This window comes from Chryseobacterium sp. KMC2, from assembly GCF_016756935.1.
Classification (GTDB): Bacteria; Bacteroidota; Bacteroidia; order Flavobacteriales; family Weeksellaceae; genus Chryseobacterium; species Chryseobacterium rhizosphaerae.
Genome location: NZ_JAESIT010000003.1, coordinates 61552 through 82345 on the forward strand (window position 1 = coordinate 61552; position 20794 = coordinate 82345).

Sequence of the window (20794 nt, forward strand, 5' to 3'; positions counted from 1 at the left end):
TTTGCACAATTCAAAAATAAGTGTAGATTTGCATTATACAATGTACTTGAAAACCAAAGTCACCGGACTTACTTTTCTTACTCACAATTAATTACATTTTTACATTAAGTATGTTTAACATAGAAACGTTAAGGTCAAAATCCGTAACGGAACTGACGAAAATCTTAAAAGATTTAGGCGTTAAAGTTGCAAGAAATAGCAATGAGAATGATAAAATCTTTGCAGTTCTAGACTTTCAGGCTTCTAACCCTAAAGTTGCAAAAGATTATTTCAACGCCACAGAAACCAGTCCAAATACGGAAGAGGCCACAGCAGATAAACCTGTAAAAGCCCCGGCAAAAAAAGCTGCTCCTAAGAAAACGGTAGCGAAGCCAAAAGTGAATGCCAAAACTCCGGTTGAACCGAAAGTGGAACAAAAGGCAGAAGAAACGGTTCCCGCTTCTGAAGAAATAAAAACAGAAGAACCGAAAGCAGAAGCTGTGGTAGCAACAGCAACAGAAGAAATGACTGCTGCATCACAAGCTAAAAAGAAAAGAAAAAGGGTTTCTGGAAATACAGGTGATACTGAAGTATCTCAGGAAAGAACAGAAGCTCCTAAAAATACAGAATCTCAAGAGCCTGCTCAGGCAGAAGAGAAGCCTAAGAATCCCCAACAACAGGCTAACAGATCCCCAAAAGGACACAACCATCCGCAGAACAGCGGAAATCAACATAGAAATCAGCATCAGCAACAACACCAACACCAGAATCAGAATCAAAACAGACATTCTGAAAAGGCAGAGGAACAGACTGACCATAAGAAAGAATTTCATTTCGATGGTATGGTAAGTATTGAAGGTGTTTTAGAGATATTGCCGGATAACTATGGATTCCTTCGTTCTTCAGACTTTAGCTATATTTCTTCACCTGATGATGTGTATGTTTCTACTGCACAAATCAGAAATTTCGGTTTAAAGACCGGAGATACCGTGAAAGGAATTGTAAGACTTCCAAAAGAAGGGGAAAAATATTTTTCTTTGCTAAAACCTACGGAAGTTAACGGACGTGATCTTGCTTTTATCAAAGACCGTGTGGCTTTTGAATATCTTACTCCACTTTTCCCACAAGAGAAATTTAATCTTGCAGGAAGCGAGTCTACCATTTCAACAAGAATAGTAGACCTGTTTGCACCGATCGGAAAAGGACAGAGAGCAATGATTGTTGCACAGCCTAAAACAGGTAAGACAATGTTGCTTAAAGATATCGCCAATTCTATTGCTGCCAATCACCCGGAAGTATATATGATGGTTCTTTTAATTGATGAACGTCCGGAGGAGGTTACTGATATGGAAAGAAGTGTGAATGCAGAGGTTATTGCCTCTACATTTGATGAAGCGGCTGAGAAACATGTAAAGGTAGCCAACCTTGTTCTTGCCAAAGCTCAGAGAATGGTAGAATGCGGACATGATGTCGTGATCTTACTGGACTCTATCACAAGATTGGCGAGAGCGTATAATACCGTGACTCCAGCTTCAGGTAAAGTTCTTTCCGGAGGAGTTGATGCCAATGCGCTTCACAAACCAAAAAGATTCTTCGGAGCAGCGAGAAAAATTGAAGGAGGTGGTTCTTTAACGATTATTGCTACAGCTCTTATTGATACAGGTTCCAAAATGGACGAGGTCATCTTTGAAGAATTCAAAGGTACCGGAAACATGGAACTTCAGCTAGACAGAAAAATTGCTAACAGAAGAATTTATCCTGCTATTGATTTAATTTCTTCAAGTACACGTAGGGATGATCTTCTTCTTGACGAGGTTACCTCTCAGAGAATGTGGATCTTTAGAAAATATCTTTCTGAAATGAACCCTATAGAAGCAATGGAATTTGTAAATAAGAACATCAAAGGAACTCTTAATAATGAAGAATTCCTGATGTCTATGAATAAATAAATTTAATTATTGTTAAATAGAAAAAGCATGGATCCTGTTTTGGGATCTGTGCTTTTTCATTTTCAGACCTTCCATAATTCCGTGGGGGAATTTATTTTAAACTTTAATTCATTCTAAATCAATATATCAATGTTAAAGATTTATTAAAGTAATCCCCAATCCTTGATAATCCCTTAAATATTGGCTAATTTTGGATATAACATTAAAAATAAAGATTATGTCATTTGAATTACCACAACTAGGATATGCATATGATGCATTAGAGCCAACTATTGATGCAAAAACTATGGAGATCCATTATACAAAGCATCACCAGGCATATATTGACAACTTAAATAAAGCAATTGAAGGAACTGATCTGGCAGGGAAGACTATTGAAGAAATCTGTCAGACAGGAACTGATAAGCCAGCAGTAAGAAATAATGGTGGAGGACACTTCAACCACTCTTTATTCTGGAGTATTTTAACTCCTGGAGGAAGCAAAGAGCCAGTAGGAAACGTAAAAGCTGCTATCGAAAACTATGGTGGTTTAGAAAAATTCAAAACTGATTTTTCTGATGCTGCTAAAACAAGATTCGGTTCAGGATGGGCTTGGTTAGTGAAAAATGCTGACGGTTCAGTATCTGTTTCTTCTACTCCAAACCAGGATAACCCGTTAATGCCTGTTGCAGACGTTAAAGGAACTCCGGTTTTAGGATTAGATGTTTGGGAGCATGCTTATTATTTAAACTACCAAAACAGAAGACCTGATTATGTTTCTGCATTCTTTGATGTAGTAAACTGGGATAAAGTAGAGGAATTATTCAACAAATAATTTTCAGCTATTATAAACAAAAAAGGTTCAGAAATTTCTGAACCTTTTTTGTTGTGTATTATTTTAAAATGACGGTTTTACTCACCTGTCTCTTTTCAAGATTTATTTTTAAGAAATAATTGCCTTTTAGGAGATTCTGAACATTTGCATCAGAAGTAGTTCCTTTCAGTACCATCTTTCCGGAGAGGTCATACATTTCCCATGAAAGAAGTTTCTCGTTGCCTGTACTTATTTTAAAATACCCTGAGGCAGGATTAGGATGAATTTTAATCTCTGCAGGTAATATCTGAGTTTCAGAAGCCTTAGCCATTGAATTTACCGGAGGGATTTTGGTGAAGGTATTGTTGTCTTCACATGGGCCAATATAAGCATGGAATATACCCACATCTTGTCCGGTAGTGTAGAAGCCCGGTAATAGCTGAATCTGATACCCCGCTCTGTAGGTGACCTCGAGGTTGGGATATATTTGTGAGCTCGCGTAGATTCCTCCACTTGCCTGAAAAGTTTGAGAGGTAACCACCTTTTCGTTGATATACATTTCTTCAAAACATGGGCTATTGCAGTTTTTAAAAGAAACATCAGGACCTGGAGGATTGGTATGGTTAGCCGAAACCTCCGGCTGGTTAATTCCTCCCGTATTATAAATCATTCTTACTCTAAAGTTGAATTCTGTATTAGAGGTCATTCCTGAAGGATAAAAGGAATAATTACTTACGTAGAAACTGAAATTATTAGTACTCGGAAAGTTGGGAGACGTTAACGTTGTAACAAGATTTCCTGTGCTCGCTTCGAGGATGTCAAGCTTGATACCGGCTCCAGGCATTTGAAACGTTGCATTAGGAGGAAGCTGGTAGTTACCCGTGATATACATAGGTTCTTCAGGACACCCTGTTTGACTTCGGGGATGAAGATTGATTGTTCCAACACTAGGGATATTACAGTTAGGAGGTAACCCACAGAAATCATCAAAATAACCATATCCATAATGGCCGCTATTTCCGCAGTTTGACATAATGATTTCCAGTGTTACAAACTGTCCCATATATTGTGAAGTGTCAATGTTTTCACATCTCCATCCGGAGTATAAAATGTTGTTGGAAGGATTATAGTTGAAAATAGGATTGGAGACTCCGTCAACGGTTCTTTGGTAGACTATATTACCGCTGCTGTTTCTCAGCCTTACCTGATAATAGGGATATCTTGTATCCTGGGTATGGCCGCCATCTGCAGGATTTTGGAAAAATAAAGCATAGGCATAGCTTATACTCCTCTCATTGACAATAAACTGCCGTCTTAGCAATGACGCCCTTCTGGACAATACGCTGGTAGGCTGGTTGAGCCTAATGGCATATTTTCCGGAATATACTCTTGGAATACTTGGAATGTTAGGATCAGCGGAACCCGCATCTACTAAGGTAACATTGGAGTTGGGAGCAGGGTTGACCACGGTGGTCGGTGTAAGTGTGTACTGTGCCCAGGTAGACTGATCATATACATCACTGGCAAAGCCGTAGCCTGCTGTAGAACCTCCGTTATCTTCAAAACCTCCATTCGTACACTGCTGAAGAACCTGTGCGAAATACAGACTTACTTTTTCTGGATTTTTTTTGAAATATTCATTTCTTAGCTTTTGACGCTTTGCGGTATTAAGTGTAGTGGCATAATCCGAAGCGGAAAGTGGCTGGCCGGTTTCTTTATTGGTAGTATCTACAGAGTTGATGACTGCTGTAAAATCAAATGTATTGATATTCTGAGTGATAAAGTTTTCAATTTCAATTTCAACAAGAGCTACTTTATCAAGCCTTTTCTTCTCATCTTTCAGATAAGTTTCTTCATAACTTTGTGCGGTAATTTGAATTACAGCAAAACACAAGGTTAATAGTATTAGAATTTTTTTCATAAATAATAACTGTATAGGTTATTTTTTAGCTTGTTCTAAAGCCTCGATTCTCTTTTGCTGCTCTTTAATCAGCTTATTCTGTTCAATGGTATATAGCGTAAGCTCTTCAATTTTCTGCAGCAGTAAATTTGACATTTCTCCTACATTGAGTCCTTTTTCCTGTATTTCTTTTGCTGATGGAATATTGGGAAGGTGGTTGTTTTCCTTGGTGAATTTTTCTACATCTTCAAGTGTAGGTATTGTGTATTCCGGTTTTAAGCTGGAAGCTCCTGTGTAATATTTCTGGAATACATAATCTGCAGGTACGTTAAGATCTACTTTTATTTCTTCGGCATGGATCTTTCCCTTTACAGTTAACTTAGCATCCGGGTTTAAGGACCCCATTCCAATATTTCCATTGTCATGAAGGAATAATGGGGCATCACAAATTCCTGTTGCACAGTAGTCAACAGCATCATACCTCATGAAAGCCAATCCTTTTGCCCATTGATTTCCTTTCCATATAGCCCATTCTTTTACATTTCCCTGCTGAGTGTAAGAGTCATCAATAAACCTTAGACCAGTTGGGATATACCCGCCGTTTCCTCTTATGACGGGAATATTTCCATTAGCATTAATGTCTAAAGACCCTTGTGGAGATGCAGTGTTAATTCCTACATTCGTATTCGTAGAAACAGATGGTGTTCCCGGGATATAAAGCTGAGCGCTTAGCAGACATACAGATAGCACAGACAGTGCTGAGAGCATTTTCTTCATGAGTTAAATTCGTTTTTTATAGGTTATTAGTTACTGAAAATTAAAATTCAGTGATATGCAAATGTAGTTAAAACTTAGAATGAATTTGTGAATAATTTTTGAATTTTATCATAGTGTTTACATAAAGAATATGTAATAAATGAGAATTCAAAAAAAAGGTTCAGAAAACCTCTGAACCTTTTTTTAATGTGTATTATCTAGCTCCGTCGCTTCCGGACAGCCCATTCATTTTGAGGCCGTACTTCCACTTTACGTATGCAAAAACCTGATAGAGCTTATATTCAAATTTTATCCCGTAGTTTTCCCGTGGGTCATAATCTATTCCTGATTCTATAACATTTCTGTACTTGCCGGTGTTATAATAGCTATTCCATTCATTGACTAAGAATGCATTTTTGTTTTTCAGATAAGATTCTGAATACTGATTCATAGGTTTGGCAATCGCGTTCAAAAAATAATCAAACTGGGTATCTATTACAACGATATCCCATTCTCCGTCTTCATTTTTAGAAGGCTTCATTTCGGTTTGTTCTTTATTATTTTTAGGATTATTCTGAGAATAACAACTGTATGGAAGAATGGCCATAAGCAGTAGTAAAACAAAATTTTTCATGATGCAATATTTATACTAAAAAAGCACTCCAATAAGAGTGCCTTTCTGTATTTATTTTTTAATATATTCTTTCTGAACTACAGAAACCGCTGGGAAGTGGTCACTGTATCCACCTGTGAACCGGTCTCCATCCCAAGAACGTAACGGATACCCTTTCCATTGTCCTTCTTTGTTTACAAGATAAGCAGGCGCATAGATCTCTGCTTTATAGATGGTATAGGTAGGAGTTATTTTTTCCGGTGAATAAAGATTTCTTGAAACAATAATCTGATCAAACAAGTTTGGAGCATCTCTGTACGCCAGTGAAGCAACACCTGCCTTATATAATTTGTACATCAGGTTATAATAAGGAGTCTTATCTGATAATTCACTCGGATCGCCTACTGCAGCTAAGTGTTTTTTCAAACTCGGGCTTACAGGGTCATCATTATAGTCACCCATGGAGAATAACTTAATTCCCGGATTTTCAGCAGTTACTTTATCCATTTCGTTTTTCAGTACAGTAGCAGCTGTATTTCTTTTGGCAAGAGAAATTGCTTCCCCACCTTTTCTGGATGGCCAGTGGTTCATAAAGATACCTACTTTTTCTCCATCCAATAATCCAATAGCTATAACGATATCTCTGGTATATTCTCTTTTCCCGTTTTCATCGTAAATTTTAATCTCTTTTTTATAAGAATCCAACAGAGAAAATCTTCCTTTTTGATAAATAATAGCTACATCAATTCCTCTGAAATCATAAGAATTAAAATGAACAATCCCATAATTGCTTCGTGCCAAAGCAGGTTGTTTGATTAAGTCTTCAATAACCTGTCTGTTTTCAACTTCTATTAATCCGCAGATTGCGGGGTTGTCATTAGTGTACTGTCTCCCCAGTTCCGAAATCACTTTTGCCTCATTGGCTAGTTTTTGATTATAATACTTTGTTCCCCATCTTTTAGGGCTGTTGGCTGTAAAGTCTTCAGATAAAAACTGTTTTCTGATCACTTTTTTTCCAATTAACAAATCATCGCTCCATTCTCCTTTATAGTCTTCTGTCGTTTCAAGAAACTTTAAAGAATCTACAGGTACACTTCTGTGAAATTTAGGATTGGAAAGAGGTAAAGTTCCATCAATATAATCTGCAGAAGGAATGGTATCCCAAAGGTTTTCTACATTTAGGAAGGCAATAGCTGCTCTTTTAACCTGCTTCTGTTGTGAGAAAGCAGAACTGAAGCAAAACAGGGCGGCAATGATTAAATATTTTTTCATATTCTTAGTATATTCAAAAAATTGAGGGGGTAAAATTACTAATTTTATATAAGAATAAAGACTAAAATAATTTGAGTTTAGTTTAATAAAAAGTTAAGAATAAGGTGGAAAGCTAAAACAGGAGCTTTGTGAAGCGCTCATTTTTTTATGGATTTAATTTTGCCAACATCCGTATTCATTATGTAATCTATAGTAAATGGCCTTCATTTTTAACGTAAATTTAAATAGAAAGAATAGTATTATTGTATTTTTCGCAATTGATGAAAATTAGCATATATTTTTATGATAATAGTGGGGTGTTAAGGAAAATTAATAGAATAAAGAACTAAAAATGTTTGAGTTAATGAAAATAGTTCTAAATTTGTTGCCCCTTAAATAAAGAAGGAGTTAAAAATAAGTTTATTATGATTAAAAAACTATCCCTAATCTCTTTATTTACTTTAATGCCTGCATCTTTTTACTTTGCGCAAACCACTGTGTATGCGTATGTTAAGGATCAGGATGGTAAGCCTTTAGAGAAAGCAGAAGTAGATCTAGCACAATCCAGCGACGATGTGACCGCGGATAAAATTGGGTACTTCCAGTTTGTGGATTTAAAACCTGGACGCTATCTTATTACAGTGGCAAAACCAAACTTTGAATCAAAAATCTTAGAGTTTGATGTAGCTGCAAATGAGAAGAGAAAAGACTTAGGTGTTATTACACTTAATTACACTTTGGGATCAGACGCAGGAGTTATAGTCATTGACGACTCTGCCAGTGATTCTGAGGACGGAGGCTCATCTATGCAGCCTACTGTAGGACTTTTAAGCTCAGGAAGAGATGCTTTTCAGAATGTTTCTGCTTTTGAACTCGGTGCTTACTGGTTCAGACCAAGAGGGGTAGACAACAGATTTGAAGATGTTCTTTTTAACGGAGTATCCATGTCTAAGAATGATGACGGAAGAATAGACTTCAACAATTGGGGAGGGATGAATGATGTGACCAGATATCCTTATGAGAATGTAGACAATATTACGCCTTCAGAATATACTTTTGGAAATTTAGGTGGGGTAGTATACTATAATACCAGAGCTTCCAGCTATAGAAAACAAACTTCATTAGCCTATTCATTTACGAACAGAAGCTACCTGCACAGAGCTATGGCTACCTATTCGTCAGGGCTTACTAAAAACGGATGGGCTGTAACTGTCTCTGCAAGCAGAAGATGGGGAGACAGAGCCATCATTGATGGAGTTTATCAGGATGCCTATGCTTATTTTGCTTCTATTGAGAAAAAATTTACGGATAGACACTCTATAAACCTAACTGCTTTCGGATCTCCTACTTACAGGGCTTCCAATGCTCCGAATACTCAGGAGGTGTATGACCTGATGGGTAAAAATTATAACTCATACTGGGGATGGCAGGATGGAGAGAAAAGAAACTCCAGAATCAGGAATGTTTTTGAACCTATGTTCATCTTAACAGATTACCTGAAAGTGGGAAAAAATTCAAACTGGACAAACACTGTATCTTATCAGTTTGGTAGCGATGCGAGAAGCAGACTAGACTGGTTCCATGCTCCGGATCCAAACCCTACTTATTACAGGAAATTACCAAGCTACGGACTTCTTTCTGCTGATGAATTCAGACAGCAGTCACAAATAGACTGGAACTCTCTTTATAATGCCAACCGCCTTAACCTTGTTGATGGTGATGGAAAAGCGAGAGGGGCTGTGTATACTATTGTAGAAGACGTTAATAAAGATAAAACGTTCAACTTTTCATCTCACTTTGATACAAGGCTGAAAGATAATTGGAAATTGAACGTAAACTTCAACTATCAGAATTTAAAATCTGATAACTTCAGAAGAGTTAAAGACCTATTGGGAGCTAATTTTGCCAATAATCTCAATGCATTCAACGGAGATGCAAAGTATGATGCTGATAATGGAAATACAGAAGTAAGAGAAGGAGACAGAACCCAGTATTCTTACGAGTTAACTAGAAATCATTATTCATTGAACATCTCTTCTGAAATAGATTTTAACAAATGGAATTTTGTTGCTTCCGTTTTCTCATCTTATTCCGAAGCGTATAGAGAAGGAAACTTCAGAAGTGGAATTGCCCGATTCAGAGACAATTCTAAAGGTAAGAGTTCTGTATATGATGCTTTAGATGCTGGGGTTAAAGGTAAAATTACCTATAAAATCAACGGTAAAAACTTTATTGTTTACAATGGAGCTTTCTTTAGCTTAGCACCTACGCTTAATGAAATCTATATCAACCCAAGAATGGTGGATTACCAAACGCCGGGAGTGGGTAACCAGATGATCAATTCTAATGATCTGAGTTATGTGATGAGAGGGCAGATTTTAAAACTGAGACTATCAGGGTACTTAACGACGATTCAAAACGCTACTGAAATTTCAAGATATTATGCCGACGTAAATGACGGTACCCTGGGGAATTCTTTCAGTACTTTGGTTAATGAAGCAATGAGCGGAGTTAATAAAAGATACATGGGACTTGAATTAGGTTTTGACGTTAAAATCACGCCTACATTAAATGCAGTAGGGGTAGCCAGTGTAGGGGAATACAAATACACGAACAATCCTGAAGTATCTACTTTTGATGACTTAAACGGATTTAGAGGAACAGACGTTTGGGGTAAAGCTAATGTTAAAGGATATAAAGTAGCCGGAACACCACAAAAAGCATTCTCTTTCGGATTAAAATACAATTCTCCGAAATACTGGTGGGTAGGAGCATCTGCGAACTATCTGATGGATCAGTATCTTGATTTCTCAGCATTGAACAAGACTCCTTATATGTATACGGATCCACAGACCAATGATCCTTTTGCCGGAGTAACTCCTGAACTGATTGAGCTTATTACCAAGCAGAAGAAATTCGATAACCAGTTTATGCTGAACGCCAATGCCGGTAAATCTTTCCAGTTTGGAAAATACAGAATGGGAATCAGTGTTTCTGTAAACAATATCCTGAACAACAGAAATTATGTAACCGGAGGATTTGAACAAGGACGAAATGTGAACTTTAGTGATGCACTTGCTGATGCGCAGAGAGAAACTCCTTATTTTGGACCAAAACTTTGGTATGACAGAGGAATCACTTTCTTTACTAACGTTTATTTAAGATTCTAAAACGACTACAATGAAAAAATATAACTCAATTTTAAAATATATTTTTATCACAGCAGCTTCCTTGTTTATAACAACAGGATGTGTGCATGATGATAAATACGATCAGCCCAATCTTGACGGCTACGACTGTGCCGATAAAAACGGGATTGTAATGCCTTTTGCTGACGTAAAAGCGAAATTTCAGAATAATGTAACCTATGCCTTTCCGGAAGACACCACTCCCAATAATGAGGCTGACGACTTATATTTGGTAGGATATGTTTCTTCTACGGATGAAACAGGAAATATTTATAAAACGATCTACGTTCAGGATGCACTGGAAAATCCTACACAAGGGTTTACTGTGAGTGTAGATGCGGTAAGTACTTATACCAAATATCCTCAGGGATCAAAAGTATACATCAAACTTAACGGACTTGCTGTAGGGGCTTATGGAAGCCTTGTACAGCTTGGTGTAAAAACAGGGGCCGAAACTTCTGCTGCGTCTGTATCAAGAATTCCTGAAAAACTTGTTGGAAAACATATCTTCAGATCTTGTGCTCCGAAAGGAAAGATTGTACCGAAAATAATGAAACTGGCTGACATGGTTCCTGCCAATGATCAATATTTCGGATGTCTGATCCAGGTAAATGATGTAGAATTTGATGCGAGAGCTTTATGTACTACCTATGCACCTAATGGAGTAACGGTGGATAAAACAATAGGTGAAGGATGGGCAGCTGGAAAATATGCAAAAACTGCGGTGGTAAGAAACAGTGGATTTGCAGCATTTGCAGGTCAGCTTCTTCCTTCCGGTAATGGTAAATTTGTTGGAATTTACAGTAAATTCCAATCTGGAAATACAACTACTTATCAGTTATATGTAAACAAGTCGGAAGATCTTGATATGAAGAAATTTCCACGTTTAGACGGGCTTACAGAAGGACCATGTGACTTTAATCCAGGTTCACTTACGGCTAAAACCGTTGCCGATGTGAAACAATTGGCTGCAGGAACTACAAACTGGGTACAGATCACTTCAGATTCTTATCTTAAAGCTCAGGTGGTAGCTAATGATGAAACAGGAAACCTTTATAAGTATGTATATGTAGAAGATGCTACAGGAGGGATCAGAATAAACATGAATAAAACAAACCTGTATCTTGACAGCAGATTCAGATTAGGTAAAGATGTGAATATCAAACTTAAAAATCTGTATGTAAGAAGTGTAAACGGAGAAGTTCAGTTAGGATCTTTATTCAGTAACAATACACAGTTTGGACAGATAGAGGAGGTAGATATGTACAAATATTTCTTCGATAGCAATACCGCTTCAAGACCGGTAGTGCCTACCGAGAAAACAATATCTCAGCTAACAACAGGTGATGTTGGAAGATGGATTAAAATTAAAGATCTTCAGTTTGTTGATGGAGATCTGGGAAGAACACTAACCGATGGTAATGCTGTAACAAGCAGAACTCTTCAGGATTGCTCAGGAAATACAGTGATTTTAAGAACGAGCGGTCAGGCTAGTTTTGGAGGTATTAAACCTGGTGGATATGAAGTAAAAGGAGGAAAAGGAGATGCCTATGCTATTTTAAGTATCTATAATGGAACCTATCAGCTATGGATTACTAAGCTGGCAAATATAGACTTTGATGCACCAAGATGTGACGGTAGTGTATATACCCCTATTCCGGTTGTATACAGCGATGATTTTGCAGCAGGTGGATTCAGCTCAGACTGGACCGTGAAAAATGTGACGGGTCCTCAGGTTTGGCAGACATCTAACCAAGGAAACGGTCAGAATTATTACGCCATGATGAATGGTAATGCCGGAGGTGCCGGAAATAACATTGTGAATGAAGACTGGTTGATTTCCAAAGCAGTTAGCCTGGTTGGAAAAACTAAAGCTGCAGTGAGCTTTTCAACAGACGTAAGATATGCAGGAAATGCTTTACAGGTATATGCTACAGATAATTATACCGGTGATCCTGCAACCACAACATGGACATTATTACCGGCTACTTTAGATACCAATGCGAATGCATTTGGTGACTGGGTTGGGTCTGGTAATGTAAACTTAAGCGCTTTCTTAGGAAAAAATGTAAGAATCGCTTTTAAATATACTTCTACTACTGCTGCCGCAGCAACGTGGGAGGTAGATGATTTCAAGATAAAAGCACAATAATCATTGCTTATGATATGAAAAGCCGGCTCGAAAGAGCCGGCTTTTTTATGCCATATAAAATAATAGGTACTACTTAACCGTAATGGTCGGGTCCCAACGACAGTAACTGTAAAGATTTTGTTTGTCACTGTTCTTAGGATCTAAGGTATATAACGCAAAATAAATATAATAGCTTCCCTGTCCCGTGCCACCTATCCTTGCATCCAAACTTTGAAAAAGAACGTTGGCAGGTAAAGCAGGAAGGCCATCGGCTTTTGTATGGTCAGGTATTGCCGCTTGTTTTCTGTCTACCCCCTCATATTGAATAGGGTTACCGTTAAATACATCCACTCCGGCATAGTTTTGAACTTTGTAGATAATAATAGCATCATCTGAGTTCTGATATATGGAACAGCCTCGGAAACATACAGTATCTCCGGCTCTTGCTGTGAAGTTTAAGTCTCCTGTTGCCTGTCCTCCGGCAACGTTTGTAGTGGGAACGATCATATACTTCCCTGCATGATCAATAGGTACCGCTTTAGTAATATCATCTGTACAAGGGGTAAGGTTATTTGATTTCATGTATTCTTTTACGTAATCCGTGTCAATGACAACCATAATGTCTATTTCCTGACTTGATGCTAATTGTGATGTGTCCATGTGATTTGTTTTTTAATGATTTGTTTTCCTTACTCGTATGGCTTTTCAGATTCCGCCCCGTTTTTTATGTGATATCGGCTTCAACATTGTAATTACATGACAAATGTAGGACGTTAAAAAGACCTGTGTTAGCGTATAAGTGCGGAATTTACGGTCAGTATTTTTACGTATTAATCCCTTTATAGTGATTTTTAATGCAAAAAAATATCCTAAAAGCTTAACTTCTAGGATACCTTTATACTGGTTAAATTTAATTCTTTTAAAAAGAAACCTCGTTCACTTCTTTTCCTCTCTGGAAGTTCATCGTTTTCTGGCTGCCTTTATAGGCAATGTTCACCAGATTGATTTGCTTTGGAAAGGCGCTTAGAAGGATCGTGTTTTTAATTTTTAAGGTGTTGATATCTGAAACTCCTCCGGTTTCAAAATACACCCATACAGTTTCTCCACTTACCTGACTTCCGGTGAAAGTTATTGTTTTGGGAGCACCATTGACAAATACATCAAAATTGTTATTCACATATTTTTTAACTTCAGCCTCAAATCCTGCTGTATTAGGATTTATTTTAATAGCATCAGAGATATGGCTTGTATTCATTTTTGTGGTAAACTTCAATGTCTTGCTTCCATCAATATAATCAACCTTGGTCATTGAAGAGAAAAAGTCTACATACATAAAACTCATTAACACAAAAAATGTTAAAATTCCTGATATATATAAAAGTTTTTTCATCTTAATTAATAGATTTACAATCATACTTGCTAGTTATAAGTCACAAATAATATGCCAATTAAAAATTAACATTTACAGAATATTTATCATAAAATGCTTTAATATGCGCTACGGCCTCATCTGCAGTGTCTACCACTCTGTAAAGATCCAGATCATCTTCGGCAATCATGCCTTCTTTTAGCAGGGTTGCTTTGAACCAATCCAGCAATCCGCTCCAGAATTCACTTCCTACCAGAACAATTGGAAATTTTCCAATTTTATTGGTCTGAATCAGGGTCATTGCTTCTGTAAGCTCATCCAAAGTACCAAAACCACCTGGCATCACCACGAAGCCTTGGGAATATTTTACAAACATTACTTTTCTCACGAAAAAGTAATCGAAGTTCATAGAATACGATTTATTGATATAAGGATTGAAATGCTGCTCAAAAGGAAGATCGATATTAAGTCCGATAGATTTTCCCTTAGCATTGAAAGCCCCTTTATTTCCTGCTTCCATGATTCCGGGACCTCCTCCGGTAATAATTCCGAACCCTAATTTGGTGATCTTTTCGGCAATTTCTACAGCCATTTCATAGTATGGACTTTCCGGTTTCAATCGGGCAGAACCAAATATGGAAACACATGGGCCTATCTTAGCCAGCTTTTCATAGCCATCTACAAATTCAGCCATGACTTTGAAAACCATCCAGCTGTCCTTAGCGATTGTTTCGTCCCATGTTTTTTGTCTGAAACTGTTAAGTAATTTTGTTTCGTTTATGTCAAGCTCTGGATTTACTAAACTTTCATCCCTGGTTCCGTCAATTTCCATTTGCAAAAAATTATTTAAAATGTTTTTCGGCTTCTATTACAGATTCCGGTCTTCCGACATCTACGAGAATACTGTCATGTACAAAACCGTGAATATGTTCGGTCAGCATCAGATCCAGATATTCTTCCATAACAGAAAATTTGCCTGTTCTTTTTATTTTTTCAAAGATAAGAGGGTTGATGCAGTGGACACCACTGAAGGCAAGGGCTTTAAATCCTTTATTGAATTCTGCCAGCCTCTGCTCTCCTGTTTGCACATTCAGCCAGCCACGTAAAACCATCTCATCATTGAAAAGGAGTTTTCTCGAACTTTCACGGTCCGAAACTGCTAAAGTAGCAAAATCTTTTATCTTTTTATGATATTCTACCAATGTATTGATGTTTATATTGGTTAATATATCAGCATTCATGATTAAAAAATCTTCACCATGATCAAGAAACTTTCTAGCAAAAATTAAGCCGCCTCCGGTTTCTAATAGTTCATTGGTTTCATCAGATATTTCTATCTTACAACCGAAGTTATTATTTTTATGTAAAAAATCAACAATTTGGTCTCCAAAATGATGAATGTTGATCACAAAATCCTGTATTCCAAAACTTTTTAAATACTTGATATTTCTTTCCAAAAGAGGGATACCATTCACTTTTGCCAAAGCTTTCGGATGATGGTCTGTAAACGGTTTAAGCCTTGTGCCTTTTCCTGCTGCAAAAATAAGAGCCTTCATAATAGTATAGGTAATGAGTGATATGTAATGGGTAATAGAAAATAGGGAATAAGTAATAAAGGTATTACTTATTGCTCACTACTGATTACCATTGTTCAGCTGAGGTTGCTCATCATGGTGAAGGGTTACTTCTGTTCCTTCAGGGTATTTTTCCTTGATGAATTCTGCAATTTTAATGGCGGAGTATACAGATCGGTGCTGTCCTCCGGTACATCCGAAATTGATCTGAAGGTTTTCAAATCCTCTTGCCAGATAATCCTCGATATTGATAGAGATGATGGACTTTACCAATTCTAAAAACTTAGGCATTTCTGTCTTTGTTTCCAGGTATTCCTGAACTCCAATATCGTTTCCGGTCTGTATTTTATATTCTTCAATTCTACCGGGATTTAAAATTCCTCTGCAGTCGAAGGCGAAACCCCCTCCGTTTCCGGAGTAATCTTTTGGAATTCCTCCTTTTTTGTACGAAAAGCTATGTATGTCTATGTGTAACATTTTTCTTCTTTTTTATATTTTTTTACCACTAAGGTATTTTAAGTTTTTAAGGTAAGGTAAGATTTTGATCAATCCAAAAAATAAAGTATTCTTAATGATTCAAGTTTAGTATTTCCTCAATTTTTATTTTTGATCTTTCAAGAGACAGCTGTTGAATGACCTTTTTCAGTTCCGGATAATTTTTCATCTCTTCCCAGGAATCAGCAAACTGAGCGATATTTTTGATCCCTTTTTCCAGGCTTGTCAAAAAATGCTGCTTTCTTTGGATTAATCCCCGGAATCCGTAAGCTCCCAAGACCTGTAAAAAGCGCATCATCTGAATAGGTTTCACAGAATTTTGCAGCTGAATTCTTGTTTCCGGAGCTTCAAACTGCTGAATATAATATGCTAGCATTTCATTTTTGAAGTCTTCAGGGAAATCGGCTTTAGCTTGATAAAGAAAGGAGATGACATCATACATCAAAGGACCTTTCATGGCAGATTGATAATCAATAAATGAAACTTCATTTTTCTCATTCACCATAATATTTCTGGCCTGAAAATCACGGATCATGATTCCTTTGGGTTCCAGATTCTCAATAAGGAAAGCAATTTGTTTGAATTCTTTCAGGAGGGTAGATTTGTTGTACTCCAGCTCCAACACATCTGCCACGAAATTCTTAAAATAATATAAATCATGAATGACCGGAAGTTCATCATAATTTTCATATTCAAAAGTTTTTGTAAAATCAATTTTTCCCTGGGTTTGAATCTGGAGTCTGAATAACCGCTCCAAAGTCTGTTTTACAAATGATTTTACTCGGGGCGAAAGCTGCTCTTTAGTAATCACCTCCGAAAGGGTTTGCTCCCCCAAAAACTCCTGTACATACATTTTTCTGTCATCCGAAACAGCTAAAATATGCGGGGTATTAAGGTGTAGTTCAGAGAAAACACCGGAGTAGTAAAGGAAACTTTCATTTTCGGGAATGTTTTCATTGTAGGTGATGATGTACTTTTCAAGGTCGGTTATGGCCAGAAAATTTACCCTGGCAGAGCCGCTTTGAGCTAATGTGACGAATTCGGAAGATTTTTTACCACAATGGTTTTCAAAAAATCGTTTTGCGTTTTCAGAAGTCATAATATAAAAACAAATATACTAATTTAACATGAGTTGGAAACATGAGATTAAAATAGCTTCCCATCTTAACTTTTTTCATTAGGGCTCAGGTTATTACGGCCTAATTTTTATCTTTGTATTTATGTTAAAAGATTTCAAACCGGTTTTAGGTATTTTACTGCGATTCATCATCGTTTATCTGGTATTGCTTTTTGCCTATCAGTTTTATCTTAACAGTGAGAAAGATCACGGATTGGATTCTTTTTCACGAATGATAGGAAATCAGGTCACATATCTTCAAAATAAAGGAGGTTACGAGACCGCTCTTTATGATGATGTGAAAAATGAACAGGTTTGGTTTTATGTAAAAGGGCAATATGTAACAAGAATGGTGGAGGGCTGTAATGCTATTTCTGTCATCATTTTATTTATGTCTTTTGTTTTTGCTTTTTATAAAGGAGCGAAAACTTTTGTTTTTGTGGGAGTAGGGTTGGTTTTACTCTATATCATGAATCTCCTGAGAATTGTTGGATTAAATATTGTCATGTCAGATTATCCGGAATACGGGAAGATGTTCCATGATTTTATTTTTCCCGCTATAATTTATGGAAGTGTTGTGGTGCTTTGGTTAATCTGGATTAAATTCTTTGCTTTAAAAAATGAAAATTCTTAACTGGTTTCTGGTTATACTCGGTATTGGCGGTCTTATAGGAATAAGAGTGCTTGAGGATACTCTATTTTATGATCCTTTTCTTACGTATTTTCATGAAGCCAATAAAAATATTGAGTTCCCGGAATTTGAATGGGGAAGATTGATCATAGGATACCTGTTCAGGTTTATTTTAAATCTTCTTTTTTCATGCCTGATCGTTCAGGGATTATTTGAAAACAGGCAATGGACATTGCAGGGGGCTATTTTAATGAGTATTGTTTTTGTAATTACTTTTCCAGTTTATCTATACTGTATCCATGACAAGTTTGGGATAGGATATCTTTTCTCCTTTTATATGAGACGGTTTGTGATCCAACCTTTGATTATCCTTTTAGTGGTTCCTATATTTTATTATAGAAAGCAAATGAATAAACAGGGGTAAGAAATCAGTCTTTTTATTTCCTATTCTGCAGTGTGTTTATCTACACTGGTTACATTCTCAGGTGTCCATTCTACACGTTTTATAAAATCCTTTTCGCGGACAGGGCAGTCTTTGATCTGGCAAATCGGGCATGAAATCGGTTTACAATCATCCATATGGAAATTGAACTCAATACTGCGTTTCATATTTTTTGCAAGAAGGATAATTACTTTTTCCATTTCACTATGGGCATCACGAAGATCATAATACCACGGAAGGGTAATATGGGCATCAATATGAAGGGAGGCTCCAAATTGCTGGATTTTCATATTATGTACATCAATCCATTCTATGTGTCTGTTTTCTTCAAGGATTCTAATGACCTGATTTAATATTTCAGGATCCTGTTCATCCATAATGCCACTTAAAGATTTTCTCACGATTTTATAGCCTACAAATATGATATAAAGTCCAAAAGATAGTGCGACCACAGAATCCAGCCAATAGATTTTAGTGAAATAAACAATCACTAAACTGGCAACAACGCCCAGTGTGGTAATGGTATCAGATTGAAGATGTTTTCCGGAAGAAATCAGTACCAGAGAATTTTCCCTTTTTCCCTTTTTTATCGAAATATATCCCAAAAGATAATTAATAATGGCAGTAGCGGCAATAATCCATATTCCCAAATCAATTTTGCTCAGTGTTTTGCCTACAATAAGACTATGAATGCCCTCATAGATAATCATAATCCCTGCAATGGCAATAAGGGCTCCCTCTATCCCGGAGGTGACAAATTCTACTTTCCCGTGGCCGTATGGATGATCCTCATCTTTAGGCTTTGCGGCAAGATGAAGGGAGTAAAGGCCCATAAATGCACTGATAACATTGACGACACTTTCCATGGCATCAGAAAATACGGCATCGGAATTGGTCAATTTCCAGGCAATAATTTTTCCAACAAAAAGGATCACTCCAAAGACAGCAATGATCTTTTGGAATCCTATTTTTTCTTGATGAGTGTTTTTCTGGGTATTCATATGGAGTTTGATAAAAAAAAGAATCTCAATTTGAGACTCTTTTTTATTTTGTTAGTTTATACTAAGTTGTTTGCTACAAGGTATTCTGCGATTTGCACGGCGTTGGTTGCCGCTCCTTTCCTTAGGTTGTCTGCTACAATCCAGAGGTTAAGCGTTTTCGGCTGTGAGAGATCCCGTCTTATCCTTCCGACGAAAACTTCGTCTTTTCCTTCCGAGTACAGAGGCATCGGATAGTGGTTGTTTTTCACATCATCCATTACGACTACTCCCGGAGTCTCAGATAAAATTTTTCTTACTTCATCCAGCTCGAATTCGTTTTCAAATTCAATGTTTACACTTTCTGAGTGACCTCCCTGAACCGGAACTCTTACGGCTGTTGCTGTTAAATTGAATGTATCATCTCCTAAAATTTTCTTAGGTTCTTTCATCAATTTAATTTCCTCTTTAGTATAATCATCCTCCGCAAATACATCACAGTGTGGCAATGCATTTTTGAAGATCTGATAAGGATATACTTTAGCAACAGAGTCATCACCGCTGATCTCGCCATTTAACTGGTCAACCGCAGCTTTTCCCGTTCCTGTTACAGATTGGTAAGTAGAAACAATTACTCTTTTTAAATCATATTTTTTGTTCAATGGCCCAAGAACCATAACCAACTGAATGGTAGAACAGTTTGGATTGGCAATAATCTTGTCCTCCTTTGTTAAAACATCAGCATTGATCTCAGGAACCACCAATTTTTTATCAGGATCCATTCTCCAGGCAGAAGAATTATCAATTACTGTTATTCCTGCTTCTGCAAATAAAGGAGCAAATTCAAGAGATGTAGAACCTCCGGCAGAGAAGATCGCAATATCCGGTTTGGCAGCTATAGCGTCCTTCATGCTTACAATCGTAAATTCCTTCTGTTTATACTTCACCTTCTTGCCTACAGATCTTTCGGATGCTACCGGTATTAATTCTGTTACAGGGAAGTTTCTCTCCTCCAAAACTTTAAGCATAACTTGTCCAACCATTCCTGTTGAACCTACTACAGCTACTTTCATTGATTTAATTAAAAATTTAAAGATTAAACTATTTATAAATTATAACGCATAATGTATAATTTCCTTATTGTATTTTATGCCCCAAAAACTCTTGTCCAAGGGAAGGCAAATGCAAATAAACCTGCGGCAATCAATCCCATAATTACGATTCCTAAAGAGATCGTATCGTTGGATTTTACCTTTTTATTGATAATGGTCATCAATACAGCGGCAATAAGCATAGAAAAAGGGTGCTCAACAAATGTTTGCCTGCTGTAAGCGTCCTTCATTAAGGTTCCTGCATCTAAGGCAGCTTTGAAACCTGGAGAAAATATGAATAACAAGCATATTCCTATTAAAAACTGAACGTGAAAGAAAATCATCGTGAATAAAGTGGTTTTCTTTAAAAACTTGTTCACTTTTCCACTGTACCCGAACATAGTAGCTAAAAGTGCAATGATAAATAATGCAACTAAAAGGAGTTCTAAGTATCCAAATCCTTTGTGTGCACTAAGAAAAATCTTGTAAAAATCCATAATCCTATTTTTTTGTACACAAAGATAACAAAAATCCCGGC

19 protein-coding genes are annotated in these 20794 nt (G+C 36.9%); 6 read left to right on the forward strand and 13 right to left on the reverse strand.

What is annotated here, in order from left to right; translation table 11 throughout:
- Positions 1 to 110 precede the first annotated feature (110 nt).
- Together rho and JML65_RS04415 are read left to right on the forward strand one after the other, a co-directional pair.
- Complete coding sequence (gene rho / locus JML65_RS04410; protein ID WP_202270030.1) at positions 111 to 1928, forward strand: transcription termination factor Rho; 1818 nt, start codon at positions 111 to 113, stop codon at positions 1926 to 1928.
- 217 nt (positions 1929 to 2145) lie between these two features.
- Entirely contained in the window at positions 2146 to 2742 is a 597-nt protein-coding gene (locus JML65_RS04415) for a superoxide dismutase (protein ID WP_237390783.1), read from the forward strand.
- A 58-nt stretch (positions 2743 to 2800) separates the two neighbouring features.
- Here JML65_RS04415 and JML65_RS04420 read toward each other — a convergent pair whose 3' ends face one another.
- From JML65_RS04420 to JML65_RS04435, 4 genes are all read right to left on the reverse strand, one after another.
- Positions 2801 to 4642, reverse strand: a complete 1842-nt coding sequence (locus JML65_RS04420) for a 3-coathanger stack domain-containing protein (RefSeq protein ID WP_202270031.1) — start codon at positions 4640 to 4642, stop codon at positions 2801 to 2803.
- 18 nt (positions 4643 to 4660) lie between these two features.
- On the reverse strand, positions 4661 to 5398 hold the full coding sequence (locus JML65_RS04425) for a hypothetical protein (protein ID WP_115916657.1): 738 nt from the start codon (positions 5396 to 5398) through the stop codon (positions 4661 to 4663).
- 193 nt (positions 5399 to 5591) lie between these two features.
- On the reverse strand, positions 5592 to 6011 hold the full coding sequence (locus JML65_RS04430) for a DUF6146 family protein (protein WP_047484824.1): 420 nt from the start codon (positions 6009 to 6011) through the stop codon (positions 5592 to 5594).
- A 51-nt stretch (positions 6012 to 6062) separates the two neighbouring features.
- Entirely contained in the window at positions 6063 to 7262 is a 1200-nt protein-coding gene (locus tag JML65_RS04435; RefSeq protein ID WP_047484826.1) for an endonuclease, read from the reverse strand.
- 404 nt (positions 7263 to 7666) lie between these two features.
- On the opposite strand from JML65_RS04435, the gene JML65_RS04440 reads away from it, so the two are divergent.
- On the forward strand, positions 7667 to 10411 hold the full coding sequence (locus JML65_RS04440) for a TonB-dependent receptor (protein ID WP_202270032.1): 2745 nt from the start codon (positions 7667 to 7669) through the stop codon (positions 10409 to 10411).
- Between the two features lie 10 nt (positions 10412 to 10421).
- Positions 10422 to 12581: a DUF5689 domain-containing protein gene (locus JML65_RS04445; protein WP_202270033.1), complete on the forward strand. Its 2160-nt coding sequence runs from the start codon at positions 10422 to 10424 to the stop codon at positions 12579 to 12581.
- Positions 12582 to 12650: 69 nt separating this feature from the next.
- On the opposite strand, the gene JML65_RS04450 is transcribed toward JML65_RS04445, so the two are convergent.
- The 6 genes from JML65_RS04450 to JML65_RS04475 form a co-directional block, all read right to left on the reverse strand.
- Positions 12651 to 13220, reverse strand: coding sequence for an AidA/PixA family protein (locus JML65_RS04450; RefSeq protein WP_047484831.1), 570 nt, complete (start codon positions 13218 to 13220; stop codon positions 12651 to 12653).
- Between the two features lie 259 nt (positions 13221 to 13479).
- Positions 13480 to 13950, reverse strand: a complete 471-nt coding sequence (locus tag JML65_RS04455) for a DUF6702 family protein (protein ID WP_228377469.1) — start codon at positions 13948 to 13950, stop codon at positions 13480 to 13482.
- A 58-nt stretch (positions 13951 to 14008) separates the two neighbouring features.
- Complete coding sequence (locus tag JML65_RS04460; protein WP_052188461.1) at positions 14009 to 14761, reverse strand: TIGR00730 family Rossman fold protein; 753 nt, start codon at positions 14759 to 14761, stop codon at positions 14009 to 14011.
- Between the two features lie 10 nt (positions 14762 to 14771).
- The gene (locus JML65_RS04465) at positions 14772 to 15485 is read right to left on the reverse strand and encodes an NDP-sugar synthase (RefSeq protein WP_047484835.1); all 714 of its coding nucleotides are present in this window, start codon (positions 15483 to 15485) and stop codon (positions 14772 to 14774) included.
- A gap of 78 nt (positions 15486 to 15563) precedes the next feature.
- Positions 15564 to 15980 (reverse strand): RNase adapter RapZ, encoded by a 417-nt coding sequence (locus JML65_RS04470; RefSeq protein ID WP_202270034.1) that lies wholly within the window; start codon positions 15978 to 15980, stop codon positions 15564 to 15566.
- Between the two features lie 91 nt (positions 15981 to 16071).
- Entirely contained in the window at positions 16072 to 17097 is a 1026-nt protein-coding gene (locus tag JML65_RS04475) for an aminoglycoside phosphotransferase family protein (RefSeq protein WP_202270035.1), read from the reverse strand.
- 121 nt (positions 17098 to 17218) lie between these two features.
- Between JML65_RS04475 and xrtF the strand changes: the two genes are divergently transcribed.
- Entirely contained in the window at positions 17219 to 17749 is a 531-nt protein-coding gene (gene xrtF, locus JML65_RS04480; RefSeq protein WP_047484841.1) for an exosortase family protein XrtF, read from the forward strand.
- Positions 17736 to 18170, forward strand: coding sequence for an exosortase F system-associated membrane protein (locus JML65_RS04485; protein WP_047484843.1), 435 nt, complete (start codon positions 17736 to 17738; stop codon positions 18168 to 18170). The genes xrtF and JML65_RS04485 overlap by 14 nt, the downstream gene beginning before the upstream one ends.
- A 20-nt stretch (positions 18171 to 18190) precedes the next feature.
- Here the strand turns inward: JML65_RS04485 and JML65_RS04490 are convergent, their stop codons facing one another.
- The 3 genes from JML65_RS04490 to JML65_RS04500 all read right to left on the reverse strand — a co-directional run bounded on the left by JML65_RS04490 (position 18191) and on the right by JML65_RS04500 (position 20753).
- The gene (locus JML65_RS04490; RefSeq protein ID WP_202270036.1) at positions 18191 to 19189 is read right to left on the reverse strand and encodes a cation diffusion facilitator family transporter; all 999 of its coding nucleotides are present in this window, start codon (positions 19187 to 19189) and stop codon (positions 18191 to 18193) included.
- A 56-nt stretch (positions 19190 to 19245) separates the two neighbouring features.
- Entirely contained in the window at positions 19246 to 20238 is a 993-nt protein-coding gene (locus tag JML65_RS04495) for an aspartate-semialdehyde dehydrogenase (protein ID WP_115916649.1), read from the reverse strand.
- A 74-nt stretch (positions 20239 to 20312) separates the two neighbouring features.
- The gene (locus tag JML65_RS04500; RefSeq protein WP_047484849.1) at positions 20313 to 20753 is read right to left on the reverse strand and encodes a hypothetical protein; all 441 of its coding nucleotides are present in this window, start codon (positions 20751 to 20753) and stop codon (positions 20313 to 20315) included.
- Positions 20754 to 20794: the final 41 nt, after the last annotated feature.